Origin of the sequence: Patulibacter medicamentivorans, assembly GCF_000240225.1 — a bacterium.
Taxonomy (GTDB): Bacteria; Actinomycetota; Thermoleophilia; order Solirubrobacterales; family Solirubrobacteraceae; genus Patulibacter; species Patulibacter medicamentivorans.
The window spans coordinates 1-13220 of record NZ_AGUD01000096.1; the positions used below are offsets into that span (position 1 = coordinate 1).

Annotated in this window: 13 protein-coding genes and 1 pseudogene; 10 read left to right on the top strand and 4 right to left on the bottom strand. The window is 73.1% G+C overall.

Going from position 1 to position 13220, the window contains the following annotated elements:
* The 6 genes from PAI11_RS08295 to PAI11_RS08320 form a co-directional block, all read left to right on the top strand.
* A partial coding sequence (locus tag PAI11_RS08295; RefSeq protein ID WP_040599255.1) for a 3-hydroxyacyl-CoA dehydrogenase family protein occupies positions 1-754 on the top strand: 754 nt, incomplete at its 5' end.
* 243 nt (positions 755-997) lie between these two features.
* Positions 998-1795 (top strand): MBL fold metallo-hydrolase, encoded by a 798-nt coding sequence (locus PAI11_RS08300; protein WP_170320705.1) that lies wholly within the window; start codon positions 998-1000, stop codon positions 1793-1795.
* A 70-nt stretch (positions 1796-1865) separates the two neighbouring features.
* Entirely contained in the window at positions 1866-2354 is a 489-nt protein-coding gene (locus PAI11_RS08305; RefSeq protein WP_007573000.1) for an Hsp20/alpha crystallin family protein, read from the top strand.
* Positions 2351-4837 (top strand): endopeptidase La, encoded by a 2487-nt coding sequence (lon, locus tag PAI11_RS08310; protein WP_007573002.1) that lies wholly within the window; start codon positions 2351-2353, stop codon positions 4835-4837. Before PAI11_RS08305 ends, lon begins: the two co-directional genes overlap by 4 nt.
* A 100-nt stretch (positions 4838-4937) precedes the next feature.
* Positions 4938-5474 (top strand): hypothetical protein, encoded by a 537-nt coding sequence (locus PAI11_RS08315; protein WP_007573004.1) that lies wholly within the window; start codon positions 4938-4940, stop codon positions 5472-5474.
* Between the two features lie 103 nt (positions 5475-5577).
* On the top strand, positions 5578-6192 hold the full coding sequence (locus PAI11_RS08320) for a TetR/AcrR family transcriptional regulator (RefSeq protein ID WP_007573006.1): 615 nt from the start codon (positions 5578-5580) through the stop codon (positions 6190-6192).
* A gap of 925 nt (positions 6193-7117) precedes the next feature.
* On the opposite strand, the gene PAI11_RS08325 is transcribed toward PAI11_RS08320, so the two are convergent.
* A complete protein-coding gene (locus PAI11_RS08325; protein WP_007573008.1) occupies positions 7118-7768 on the bottom strand; it encodes a class I SAM-dependent methyltransferase in 651 nt (216 codons plus the stop codon).
* A 285-nt stretch (positions 7769-8053) separates the two neighbouring features.
* Between PAI11_RS08325 and PAI11_RS08330 the strand changes: the two genes are divergently transcribed.
* Positions 8054-8482, top strand: coding sequence for a hypothetical protein (locus PAI11_RS08330; protein ID WP_007573009.1), 429 nt, complete (start codon positions 8054-8056; stop codon positions 8480-8482).
* Positions 8483-8530: 48 nt separating this feature from the next.
* Here the strand turns inward: PAI11_RS08330 and PAI11_RS08335 are convergent, their stop codons facing one another.
* A complete protein-coding gene (locus PAI11_RS08335; protein WP_007573011.1) occupies positions 8531-9901 on the bottom strand; it encodes a glycine--tRNA ligase in 1371 nt (456 codons plus the stop codon).
* Between the two features lie 115 nt (positions 9902-10016).
* Here PAI11_RS08335 and PAI11_RS08340 point away from each other — a divergent pair, with 115 nt between their 5' ends.
* Together PAI11_RS08340 and PAI11_RS28455 are read left to right on the top strand one after the other, a co-directional pair.
* Entirely contained in the window at positions 10017-11180 is a 1164-nt protein-coding gene (locus tag PAI11_RS08340) for an alpha/beta hydrolase (protein WP_007573013.1), read from the top strand.
* A gap of 84 nt (positions 11181-11264) precedes the next feature.
* Positions 11265-11402: pseudogene (locus PAI11_RS28455) on the top strand (FmdB family zinc ribbon protein); the annotation flags it as partial.
* A 26-nt stretch (positions 11403-11428) separates the two neighbouring features.
* On the opposite strand, the gene PAI11_RS28075 reads toward PAI11_RS28455, so the two are convergent.
* Complete coding sequence (locus tag PAI11_RS28075; RefSeq protein WP_007573015.1) at positions 11429-11671, bottom strand: hypothetical protein; 243 nt, start codon at positions 11669-11671, stop codon at positions 11429-11431.
* Positions 11672-11681: 10 nt separating this feature from the next.
* On the opposite strand from PAI11_RS28075, the gene PAI11_RS08350 reads away from it, so the two are divergent.
* Positions 11682-12050 carry an FmdB family zinc ribbon protein gene (locus tag PAI11_RS08350; RefSeq protein ID WP_007573017.1) on the top strand — a complete coding sequence of 123 codons (369 nt, stop codon included), beginning with the start codon at positions 11682-11684 and terminating at the stop codon, positions 12048-12050.
* A 19-nt stretch (positions 12051-12069) separates the two neighbouring features.
* On the opposite strand, the gene PAI11_RS08355 is transcribed toward PAI11_RS08350, so the two are convergent.
* Positions 12070-13220: LCP family protein (locus PAI11_RS08355; RefSeq protein WP_040599258.1), on the bottom strand; the 1151-nt coding region annotated here is incomplete at its 5' end.

Genomic DNA, 13220 nt, shown 5'->3' on the forward strand with positions numbered 1-13220 from the left:
GACCCCGATCGTCGTCAACGACTCGCGCGGCTTCTTCACCAGCCGCGTGATCGGCACCTTCGTCAACGAGGGGATCTCGTTCCTCGCCGAGGGCGTGCCCGCGGCGACGATCGAGCACGCCTCGTCGAAGGCGGGCTACCCGGCCCCCGTGCTCCAGCTCACCGACGAGCTGAACATGGAGCTGATGGTCAAGATCCGCAAGGCGACGCTCGAGGCGCTCGAGGCCGAGGGCTCGACGATCCCCGTCGCGCACCCGGCCTTCGACGTGATCGACAAGATGATCGAGGCCGGTCGTCCGGGCCGCCTGCGCGGCGCGGGCTTCTACGAGTACGTCGACGGCAAGCGCGTCGGCCTCTGGAGCGAGCTGCCGACCCTGTTCGGCGCCAAGGTCCCGGCCGCCAACGCCGATCCGGCGACGGTGCCGCTGACCGACCTCGTCGAGCGGATGCTCTTCGTCGAGGCGATCGAGACGGTCAAGTGCCTCGACGAGGGCGTCCTCGAGACGGTCTCCGACGCCAACATCGGCTCGATCTTCGGGATCGGCTTCCCGGCCTGGACCGGTGGCGTGCTGCAGTACATCAACGGCTACCAGACCCCGGGCAGCGACGAGACGACCGGCCCGGCCGGCTTCGTCGCCCGCGCCCGCGAGCTGGCCGCGACCTACGGCGAGCGCTTCGAGCCGCCGGCCTCGCTGGTCGCGAAGGCCGAGGCGGGCGAGACCTACAGCGACGAGCAGGTCGCGGTCACCGCGTAGCCGGCGAGCGACGCGAGGCGCACGTACACCGGCGCATCTCGGCCGGGCGGCGCTCGGCAGTGCCGGGGTACGGCTCTCGCGTCGCCCGCCCCGGCCTCCGCGGTCCACGAGCACCAGGCATCCGCCCGCGGGCGGATGCCACGGACCGCTCCGCTGCACGCCGTCGTGCACCGTTTGGTCGACGCTGTGCGCCCCGGCGGAGCCCTCGCCCTAGACTGTGCCGATCGTGCGGAGGGAGACGGCGTGCGGGTGAGGATCCTGGGCAAGTCGCCCGCTTGGCAGGACGTCGATGGCGCCTGCAGTGGATACCTCGTGGAGGAAGGCGACTTCCGGTTGCTCGTCGAGTGCGGCAACGGGGTCTTCGGCAAGCTGCGCGCGCACATCGACTACACGTCGCTGAACGCCTGCGTGGTCTCGCACTGCCACGCCGACCACACCCTCGACCTGGTGCCGTACAGCTACGCGCTGGTCTTCGCTCCGCGGCAGCAGCCGGTGCCGGTCCCGCCGTGGCCCGGCACCGACCACCCGGCCCGCCCGGACCTGTACCTGCCGCCCGGCGGGACCAAGGTGATGCGGACGGTGATGACCGCGTGGGGGATGCCCGACCTGGTCGAGCGGGCCTTCGCGACCAGCGAGTACGACCCCGCGGGGGTGCTCGAGATCGGCCCGTTCCGGCTGCGCTTCGGCGAGGTCCCGCACTTCCTGCCGGCCTACGCGATCGAGATCACCTCGACCGTCACCGGCGGGCGCTTCGTCTACGGCTCGGACTGCGCCCCCAACGACGAGCTGATCGAGTTCGCCCGCGGCGCCGACCTCTTCTTCGTCGAGGCGACGCTGCCGCGGCCCGAGCGCTCCGGGCCCCGCGGGCACCTGACCGCGGCGGAGGCGGGCGACCACGCGCGCCGCGCCGAGGTCAAGCGCGCCGTGCTGATCCACATCTCCGACGAGGAGAACCGCGACGTCGCGCTCCAGCGGGCGACCGACGCCGCCGGCGGCGTCCCGATCGACATGGCGCACGCCGACGCGCTCTACGACGTCTGACCGGCGGGCGGCGCCTGGCGTCTACGAACACCAGGCATCCACCCGCGGCGGGCGGCGGTAGATTCCGGGCATGCGTTCCCGCGAGGGCGACCTGTTCGCCAACTTCGAGCGGATGCGCCGCGAGATGGACGAGCTGTTCGGCGGGGTGCTGGACCGCGGTCTGCTCGGGCGCGTGCGGCGGGTCGGCTTCGAGCCGGCCGTCGACGTCTTCTACGAGACGCCGACCGAGGGCGACCGCGCGGGCGTGCCGCGGGCCGTTGTCCACGCCGACCTGGCCGGGGTCGACATCGACCAGGTCGGGCTGGAGATCCGCGGCCGCGAGCTGGTGCTGGCCGGGGCCCGCGCCCCGGTCGAGGCGGAGGGCCGCGCCTACCAGCAGGTCGAGATCGGCACCGGCCCGTTCCGGCGCGTCGTCCAGCTGGGCGCCGACGTGATCGCCGACGAGGCGCGCGCGACGTACCGCGACGGGATCCTGCGGGTCGAGTTGCCGCTGATGCGCCCGCGCGACGCTCGCCGCAGCGTCCCGATCGAGGTCGACGAGGACGAGGCCGGCTCGTGATCGAGATCGTCGCCGACGGCGCCCCCGCCCAGGAGGTCGAGGTCGGAGGACCGGGCGCGACCCCGGTCGCCGGCGCGCTGCCGGTGCTGCCGCTGCGCGACACCGTGCCGGTCCCCGACACGATGATCCCGCTGGCGATCGGCCAGGAGCGCTCGATCAAGCTCGTCGACGACGTGCTGGCCGGCGACCGGCGGCTGGTGCTCGTCGCCTCGCGCGAGCCCGACGTCGAGATCCCGGGGCCCGACCAGCTCTACACGGTCGGCGTGGTCGGCCAGGTCGCGCGGATGCTCAAGGTCCCGGACGGCACGCTGCGGCTGCTGGTCCAGGGCGCCCAGCGGGTCCGGATCCACGACTACGAGCAGACCGAGCCCTATCTCGTCGCCCACACCGAGGACGCGCCCGACGAGGGCGTCAGCGACCCGCCGACGGCGGAGCTGACCGCGCTCCAGCGCAACGTCCAGGAGACGTTCTCGCGGATCGTCGAGGCGGTCCCGTACCTGCCCGAGGAGCTGCAGCTGGCGGTCGCCAACATCGACGACCCGATCGCGCTCAGCCACCTGATCGCCGGCTCGCTGCGGCTCGGCTCGAGCGAGAAGCAGCGGCTGCTGGAGGAGACCGATCTCGGGACCCGGCTGCGGCACCTGGTCGAGATCCTCGCCCGCGAGCTCGAGGTGATCTCGATCGGATCGCAGATCCAGTCGCAGGTCCAGTCCGAGCTGGAGAAGGGCCAGCGCGAGTACGTCCTGCGCCAGCAGCTGAAGGCGATCCAGGAGGAGCTGGGGGAGAGCGACCCGCAGGAGGCCGAGGTCGGCGAGCTGCGCGAGCAGCTCGACGCGCTCGACCTGCCCGAGCAGGTCGCCAAGCAGGCCGACCGCGAGCTGCGGCGGCTGGAGTCGATCCCGCAGGCCTCGGCCGAGCACGGCGTGATCCGCACCTACCTGGAGTGGATCGTCTCGCTGCCGTGGAGCGACCGCACGATCGACGACCTCGACCTGGTCCACGCGCGCTCGGTGCTCGACGCCGACCACTTCGGGCTCGACAAGGTCAAGGAGCGGATCCTCGAGTTCCTCGCCGTCCGCCAGCTGAAGCCGGACGCCCGCGGCTCGATCCTCTGCTTCGTCGGCCCGCCTGGCGTCGGCAAGACGTCGCTCGGGCGCTCGATCGCGCGGGCGATGGGACGCAACTTCGAGCGGATCTCGGCCGGCGGGGTCCGCGACGAGGCGGAGATCCGCGGCCACCGCCGGACCTACATCGGCGCGATGCCGGGCACGATCATCCGCGCGCTGCGCGACGCGGGCTCGAACAACCCGCTGCTGATGATCGACGAGATCGACAAGATGGGCTCCGACTACCGCGGCGACCCGTCGAGCGCGATGCTCGAGGTCCTCGACCCGGAGCAGAACTCGAGCTTCCGCGACCACTACCTGGACGTGCCGTTCGACCTCTCGCGGGTCATGTTCATCACCACCGCGAACACGCTCGACACCGTTCCGGGGCCGCTCCGCGACCGGATGGAGGTCATCCAGCTGGCCGGCTACACGGCGCAGGAGAAGCTGGAGATCGCCAAGCGCTACCTGGTGCCGCGGCAGCTCGACCGCCACGGCCTGCGGCGCAGCTGGCTGACCTTCGGCGATCCGGCGCTGCGGGCGCTGATCGACGACTACACGCGCGAGGCCGGCGTCCGCAACCTCGAGCGCGAGATCGGTCGCGTGGTTCGCAAGATCGCGCGCGAGATCGTCGAGGCCGACCAGGGCCCGGCGTCGTCCAACGGCAAGGCGACGAAGAAGAAGGGCGCGAAGAAGGCGGTCCAGCGCCGCACGACCGTCTCCCGCTCACGGGTCGAGGAGCTGCTCGGGCGCCCGCCCTTCCACCAGGAGCTGCGCAAGCGGACCAGCCGGCCGGGCGTGGCCACCGGCCTGGCGTGGACGCCGGTTGGCGGCGACGTGCTGTTCGTCGAGGCCGCGGCGATGCCCGGCAAGGGCCGCCTGACGACCACCGGCCAGCTCGGCGACGTGATGACCGAGTCGGTGCGGGCGGCGCTGACGTGGGTCCGCGGGCACCTCGACCTGGTCGCCCCCGAGCTGCCGCCGGACTGGTTCGCCGAGCACGACCTGCACGTCCACGTGCCCGCCGGCGCGACGCCCAAGGACGGGCCGTCGGCCGGGATCACGATCGCGACCGCGATCAGCTCGCTGCTGTCGGGCCGCGAGGTCCGGGCCGACGTCGCGATGACCGGCGAGATCACCCTCACCGGCGAGGTGCTGCCGATCGGGGGCCTGAAGGAGAAGGCGCTCGCCGCCCAGCGAAACGGGGTCGCCCGCGTGATCGCCCCGCGCGAGAACGAGCGCGACGCCGACGACGTGCCCGAGGCCCTGCGGTCGCGGATCGCGTTCACCTGGGTCGACCAGGTCGAGGAGGTCCTCGAGGTCGCGCTGGCCCCGGTCTCGCGGCGACGGGGCTCCGGCACCGGGAACGCGCGATAGGCTCGTCGGGTACGGCGAACGGACCCGGCCCGCCCGCCCGCGCCCGCCTCGGCGGACGCCCTGACGGGCCGCGGTTCCCACGACTCCGAGACGGAGGACCATGGCGCGCAAGACCCAGTCCAAGAAGCAGCTGAAGAAGCAGGCCAAGAGGGCCCGCAAGCAGGCGGGCAAGGCCGGGAAGCAGGTGGCCGCCGGCGAGGAGGCCGTCCGCAACCTGCTCGAGAACCAGGACCTGCACGAGGACCTGCGGCAGCTGGCCGAGGCGGCCAGGAACGCCTACGCCCGCGTGGCCGGCAACCCGCAGGCGCTCCTGCAGGACAAGAAGGTCCACAGCGAGCTGCGCAACGCGTCCGGCGCGCTGCTGGACGCCAAGGCGGCGTTGTCCAAGCCGGGCAAGGCGAAGGCGAAGGCGAAGGCCAAGAAGAAGAAGCGGGGCGGGTTCCTCGGCCTGCTGATCCTCGGCGCCGGCGGCGCCGCGGCCGCGATCGTCACGGTCCCGTCGCTGCGCTCCAAGGCGCTCGACGTCGTCTTCGGGCCCGAGGAGGAGCTCGACTACTCGGTCGGCGCGAGCGCGCCCGCCGCGGCGTCGCAGAACGGCACCGGGGCGGCGGCGACCGCCACCACCGCCGGCAGCTGATCGACCGGGGCAGCCGGGCGCGCGACGCGCCCGGCGCCCGGTCCTCTCCTCCCAGGAGCGGGAGGAAACCCCGGTTGGCCAGCCAGCCAGCTATCCTGGGTTGGTGGCGAACGACGCGACCAAGACGCTGGCCACCGACAAGGCGCTGCGGATCGTCGACGCGATGCGCAGCAGCGTCTCCCGTCGGGGCGTCGCCGGATCGACGTTCGACCACGTCGCGCGCGAGGCCGGCGTCTCGCGCGGGCTGCTGCACTACTACTTCGGGTCGAAGGAGCGGCTGCTCGTCGAGGTCGCCAAGCGCGACTCCGAGGTCCGCCTGGAGGCGATGTCCGGCGAGCTGGCCCGCGCGGCCAACGCCGAGGACCTGGGGATGCTCTGGGTCCGCTCGCTCTACGCCACGGTCCGACACGAGCCGGCGTTCGTCTCGCTGCTGCTGGAGCTCTACACGCTCGCCCAGCGGATGCCGGAGATCGCCGACGAGCTGTCGGCCATGACCCAGGCGATGACCGACGCGTTCGCCCAGCGGCTGCAGACGCTCGTCGACGACGGCCGGATCACGATCGGCGCCGCCCCCGAGGTCGTCGCCGACGTCGTGATCGGCTTCGGCCACGGCCTGGCCCTGCGGTTCATGTCCAACCCGGAGGCGGACATGGAGCCGGTCGTCGAGGCGGCCAAGCGCGCCGTCGGGGCGCTGGTGCGCAACGGGCCCAAGGCGTAGAGGCTGGGCCTGGGCCGGGTCGGCCCGATTGGGCTGGTCGGTGCGGCTGGCCTGGGCTGGGTCTGGGCTTGTTGGGCCGGGTCTGGTGGGCGGCGTGGCGTGGTCGGTGGTGGCTCGCGGGCGATCGGTGGCGGCTGGTGCTCGAGACGACGGTCGCTCCCCCGGCCTGGAGGCATTGGGGCCGCTGCCGCTTGCCCGTGCTGCTGGGCGATGCCGAGGTGACTCGGCGTTGTCCGACGATGAGTCCGGTCCGGCATCGACGGGGGAGTGGCGGGTGCCGCGGGTGGGTCAGCCGCAGCGGCTCGGCCCTGGTGGGTTGGCCGCGTCGTCAGGGCGGGGGCTCCAGACGACGCATGTCGCGAGCGAGGAGTGCCGGCCCGCGCCGCGAGGGGGCAACGTCACTCACCGCCACGGTGCGGGGGCCTTTGTCACGTTGACCGCCACATGTGGGGGTCAACGTCACTCAGTCCCCGCACGGGCGAGGGTGAACGACGTTGACCACCTCGACTGACCCTCGCCACCGACCGCCCACCGTGTCAGCCAGCACCGCGCCGCATTCCGAGCAGCCGCGTTGCCCAACCACCTCGACCCAGCCGGCTGCCTTTGCCGAGTCGCCGCCATCGAACCTGTCAGGGCACCGGCCACTCGCCCCGTCAATGCCGGGCTGGACTCATCACCAGGTCCGCCGAATCACGACCAGTCCGCGAAACGACCAGGGCAAGCGGCAGTCGCCCCAATGCCCCTAGGCCGGCGGAGCCGCCACCGCCTCGACCACCAGCCACCACCGACCGACAGCGCGGGCAAGCGGCAGCCGCCCCAACACCCCCCAGGCCGGCCGAGCCACCACCGCCCCGACCACCAGCCGCAACGTCCCGCCGGCTGACCGACCCAGCCACGACTCCGAAGGGCCGGCTCGGCCCCGCGCTCAGGCGGGCCGCTGGGCGATGCCGAGCGCCAGCGGCGAGATCGGCACCGGGGCCCACCGCGGGGCGCCACGGATGTCGCGGTGCTGGATCCGCTCGAAGCCGGCGCGGTCGATCGCGCCGACGGTGTCGCGGTGGGTGTGGCAGCCCCCGAACGCGCGCGGCCAGAAGGTCGCGTCGACGGTCCGCTGCAGGCCTCCGAGCCAGCCATCGGTGGCGACGTGCTCGTAGTAGCGCAGCTGGCCGCCGGGCCGCAGCGCCGCGTAGGCCGACGCCAGCGATCCCGGCACGTCGGCGACCGAGCAGAGCACGAGCGAGCAGACGACCGCGTCGAACGGGCCGGCGGCGTCGGCCGGCAGGGCCTCGAAGGTCCCATCGCGGACGTGGATCCGGGTTCCGGGGACGGCGGTCTCGCGGGCCGCCGCGACGACGGTGGCCTCCTCGCGGAGGAGCCGATCGGGCTCGATGGCGACGATCTCGGTGACCGTCTCGGGGTAGTGGGCGAAGTTCGAGCCGGTGCCGGCACCGACCTCGAGGACACGGCCGCTGAGGCCCTGCAGCAGCTCGCCGCGGGCACGGACGACGTCGCGCGGCTCGTGGCGCATCGCCCATGACCACACGCGCGAGAACAGCGGATGCTCGACGGTCGGCATGGGTCCACCGTAGCGTCGGACGGGGAGTCGGTCGATGGGACGGGATCCCCGCGGGCGACGGCGCCGCAGTGCGCTCCGGCGAATCAGGTGGCGTCATCTCGCGGCCCGCTCGGGAAGCTGGCGTCCGCTGACCGCGTCGAACGCCGTACATCGGCGCCACCGCGGCGGCGTCGCGGACGGCTGACGCCACCTGCCAGCTGGTCGCACGCCCCGTCACTAGGCTGCGGTCCGGGTCCGCGACCGCGGACCGGGTCGACATCACGGGGGAACTCCATGCGCTCACGCATGTTCATCACGTCCGCGCTGGGCGTGGCACTGCTGCTTGCCGGCTGCGGGGGCGACGACGCGCCGACGAAGGCCGAGTACATCACCAAGGCCGACGCGATCTGCAAGAAGGGCGACGCGGCCTCGCAGAAGGACGCGCAGGCCAAGCTCAGCGCGCTCGGCAGCTCGCCGACCAAGGAGCAGGTCGCCAGCGTCGTCAGCGAGATCGTGCTGCCGAACATCGAGAGCCAGCTGAAGGAGCTGCGCGCCCTCGACAAGCCGAAGGGCGACGGCGACACGATCGACGCGATCTACGACGACCTCGACGCGGGGCTGAAGCGGGCGAAGGCCGATCCGGCGGCGACGGTCGCGAGCACCACCAGCCCGTTCGCCGACGCCACCGCCAAGGCGCGGGCCTACGGCATGAAGGACTGCGGCAGCGACGGCTGAGCCGGGACGGCCGGCGGCGCGGGCGCTCGTCCGCGCCGCCGCCGGACCTCAGTCGCCCTTCGGCGAGGTCCAGCGCTCGGCCAGCCGGCCGGCGAACAGCGAGGGCAGGTCGTCGATCGCGACCCGCACCTGCTCCAGCGAGTCGCGGTCGCGGACGGTCACCGTCCGGTCCTCGAGCGACTGGTGGTCGACGGTCACGCACCACGGGGTGCCGATCTCGTCCTGGCGGCGGTAGCGCTTGCCGATCGCGCCGGCCTCGTCGTAGTCGGTCTGGCCGACGCGGCGGAGGCTGTCGCGGACCTCCTTGGCCAGCTCCGGCTGGCCGTCCTTCTTGACCAGCGGGAAGACGGCGACCTTGACCGGCGCCAGCCGCGGGTGCAGGCGCAGGACCGTCCGCACGTCGCCGCCCTCGAGGGTCTCCTCGTCGTAGGCGTCGACGAGGAACGCCAGGGTCGCGCGGTCGCAGCCGGCGGCGGGCTCGATCACGTGCGGGACGTAGCGCTCGCCGGAGGCCTCGTCGAAGACCTCGATCTTCGTCTTGGCGCCGGCAGCGTGGGCGCTCAGGTCGAAGTCGCCGCGGTCGGCGACGCCCTCGAGCTCGGACCAGCCGATCGGGAACAGGTACTCGACGTCGGCGGTCCGCGAGCTGTAGTGGCTCAGCTCGTCGTCCTCGTGCGGGCGCAGGCGCAGGTGCGACTCGCGCACGCCCAACTCGGTGTACCAGTCGAAGCGGGCCTGCTTCCAGTGCTCGTACCACTCGGTCGACTCGGCCGGCGGGACGAAGAACTCCATCTCCATCTGCTCGAACTCGAGGGTCCGGAAGATGAAGTTGCCGGGCGTGATCTCGTTGCGGAACGACTTGCCGATCTGGGCGATCCCGAACGGCGGCTTCTTGCGGCTGATCGCCAGCACCTGCTTGAAGTCGACGAAGATCCCCTGGGCGGTCTCCGGACGCAGGTAGACCGTCGACGCGGTGTCCTCGACCGTGCCGATCTGGGTCTTGAACATCAGGTTGAACTCGCGCGGCTCCGACAGCTCGCCGCCGCAGGTCGGGCAGCGGACCAGCGCCGGGTCCTCGCCGGCCTCGACGGCGGCCTCCTGCAGGTGGTCCAGGCGGTAGCGCTTCTTGCACTTGCCCAGGCACTGGACGAGCGGGTCGCTGAAGCCGGCCAGGTGGCCCGACGACTGCCAGACCCGGGGGTGCTGGATGATCGCCGAGTCGAGCGCCACGATGTCGTCGCGGTCCTGCAGCATCGCCCGCCACCACTCGGCCTTGACGTTGTTCTTCAGCAGAACGCCGTAGTGGCCGTAGTCGTAGGTGTTGGCGATCCCGCCGTAGATCTCCGAGGCGGGGAACACGAAACCGCGCCGCTTGCAGAGGGCGACGATCTTGTCCATGGTCACGACATCGGGGGCCATGCGCGGGAGCGTAGTGGCTGGCGGCGCTCGACCTCGTCCCGCGCGGGCGGCCCGCGCGCGGGCCGCCGGTCGCGGTCGTCTCCAGAACGGCCCTACTTGCCGGTAGGGTGGAGCCATGCCCGGACGCCGCTCCGCCGATCCCGCACCGCCCCCGGCGCTCGACCCGCGAGGGCGCTTCGAGCGACGGGCGCTCGGCGCGCTGCGAGCGACCGGCAGCGGCGACCGTCGCGTGCGGATCGGGCGGTCGGTCCGCGTCGAGGGCCAGGTGCTGGATCCGGCGACGCAGGCGATGCTCGAGCTGCGGCGGCGGATGCGCTACCCGGCCTGGCACGAGCAGTCCGTCGCGCAGGCGCGCGAGACGATCCGCCACGAGGCGCTGGTCGCGGCCGGCCGGCCGGTGCGGGTCGCCGCCGCCGAGGCGCTGCAGGTCGACGGCGCGGCCGGACCGCTCGACGCCCGGCTCTACCGTCCCGGCGGGATCCGCAACCCCGCCGGCACCTGGCAGCCGGTGGTCGAGCGGCCGCCGCTGCTGGTCTTCCTCCACGGCGGCGGGTTCGTGCTCGGCGACCTCGACTCCCACGACGGGCTCTGCCGGCTGCTCTGCCGCCGGATGGGCGTGCTGGTGCTGGCCGTCGACTACCGGCTGGCACCGGAGCATCCGTGGCCGGCGGCGCCCGACGACGCGCTGGCCGCCTGGCGCTGGGCCGTCGCCCACGCCGCCGAGCTGGGGGCCGACCCCGACCGGATCGGGGTCGGGGGCGACAGCGCCGGCGGCAACCTGTCGGCCGTCGTCGCCCAGCAGGCCACCCGCGCCGGCGAGCCGTCGCCGTCGCTGCAGCTGCTCTTCTACCCGACCGTCGACTGGGCCGGCGAGTACGGCTCGCGCGAGCGCTTCGCGACCGGCTTCTACCTCGAGCGCGAGTCGATGGACTGGTGCGAGCGCCACTACCTCGGCGGCGATCCGGAGCGCCCGGACGCTCCCGACCGGGCCGATCCGCGGCTCTCGCCGCTGCGGGCCGGCGACCTGTCGGGGCTGCCGCCGGCGGTGATCGTGACGGCCGGCTTCGACCCGCTCCGCGACGAGGGCGAGGCCTACGCCGCGGCCCTCCGCGCGGCCGGGACGCCGGTCGTCGTCCGGCGGATGCCGGACCTGATCCACGGCTTCGCCAACACGATCGGCGTCGGCCGCCGCTCGCGCGAGGCGACGATCGAGGTGGCGGCGCTGGGTCGCGGGCTGCTGGAGGTCGAACCGGGCCGATCGCGTCTGGCGGCCGCATGATCCAGCGCTGTCTTTGGCACTCTCCGAAGAGGAGTGCCAACGACAGGTCGCTCCTGTTGCGGCCGTCCTATACTCCGTGATCCGATGCCCATCTACGAGTACCGCCGCCCCGATGGGACCACGTTCGAGGTCCTGCAGAAGTTCTCGGACGACGCGCTCACGCACGATCCCGACAGCGGTGAGCCGGTCCAGCGCGTGCTGAGCGCCCCGGCGATCCACTTCAAGGGGAAGGGCTTCCACAACACCGACTACGGCACCAAGAAGCGGCCGGTCGGCGACAGCGGGAGCAGCTCGGGAGACGGCGGCGGGTCGAGCGACAGCGGCAGCGGCGACGGAGGCTCGTCGAGCAGCGCGTCGTCGTCGGACAGCGGCAGCGGCTCCTCGGGGTCGTCCTCGTCGAGCGACGGGTCCTCGTCGTCGAGCAGCGGCACGGCGGCCGCCTCCAGCTCGTCGGGGTCCGGGTCGAGCTCCTCCAGCGACTGACCGGACACGGCGCCCGCGATGCCGGTCTACGAGTACCGCCGCCCCGACGGGACGACCTTCGAGGTCCTGCAGAAGTTCACCGACGACGCGCTGACGCACGACCCCGAGACGGGCGAGCCGGTCCAGCGCGTCCTCCACGCGCCGGCGATCCACTTCAAGGGCAAGGGCTTCTACGCCAACGACGTCGGCACCGTCCGCGGCAACCGCGAGCTGGAGCGGGCGGCCGAGGCGGGCGCCGACGCCCACGACGCCAAGATGCACGCCCAGCGCCGCGAGCGCGAGAAGGCGAAGGCCGACAGCGACCGCCGCAAGGCCCAGCAGGCGCAGGCCCGGGCCGCCGCGAAGGTCCGCGGCGACTCGCCCAAGCAGCACCCCAAGCAGCCCTGAGCGGGTCGCCCGCGGGCCCTCACTTGTCGAACTTGCGGCGCGCCCGGTCGACGTCGGACTGGTTCACGATCAGGCCCTGACCGCCGTCCGGGAGGGTCTGAACGCCGGATGGCTTGAGGACCGCGGACGAGCCGCCGCCGGGCAGGAACTGGCCGATCGCGACGCCGAGCAGCGAGAAGCCGGACATGTCGGTCTTGACCGCCTGCGGGGCCTTCCAGGCGATCATCGGCAGCCGCAGGAAGCCGGCGGGGGAGAGCACCCGCCGCTTCATCGCCGAGAGGATCTGCTGCTGGCGCTGGGCGCGGTTGATGTCGTCCTGCCCCGCGTCGCAGGTGTTCTTGCGGACCCGGGCCAGCGCGAGCGCCTGCCGGCCCGTGAGGTGGTAGCTCTCGCCCTTGCGGAGCCGGAACGAGGTGCCGCCGAAGTACCTCCCGCCCCCGGAGGTGACCCCGGAGCGCTGGTCGTGGCCGCTGCCGCCGCTGACGACCGCCGTCAGGCAGCTCTTCGGTGTGAACCCGATCCCGCCCATCGCGTCGATCAGGCCCGGGAAGTTCTGGAAGTCCATCTCGGCGACGTGGTTGACGTCGATCCCGGTCAGCGGCTCGACGGCGCGGACCGTGCCGCGGGTGCCGTCGAAGGCGTAGGCGGCGTTGATCTTCGACAGGCCGTGGCCGGGGATCGTGACGATCGTGTCGCGCGGGACCGAGAGCTTGGCGTTGGCGAAGCCGCCCGTCCGCATCAGCATGATCGTGTCGGTGCGCGAGACGCCGCCCTCGCTGCCCGGCTCCTTGGAGCCCTTCGGCCGGGCGTCGGTCCCGAGCACCAGCACGTTGGTCGGGGTGAACGGCGCCCCGCCGCCGCCGAGGACCTCGTCGACCTTGCCGCCCTGCTGGTGGATCTGGGCGGAGATCAGGAACAGGACGACCGACAGCAGGACCCAGCCGATCGCGGCGACGAGCACGCCCCGCAGGATCCGGACGGGCAGCGAGCGCTGGCGGCCGCGACGGCGCCGCGGCCGCCGGGGCCCGTCGGGCTCCGGCGCGAGCTGGTCGTCCTGGTCGTGCCGGCGGCCGAACCGGCGGCGGGCCTCGTAGACCGTGTAGGCGGGACGCTCGCCATCGCCCGGCTGGTCGCGGCCGGCGTCCGCGCGCGGGGCGCCCGAGCGCGGAC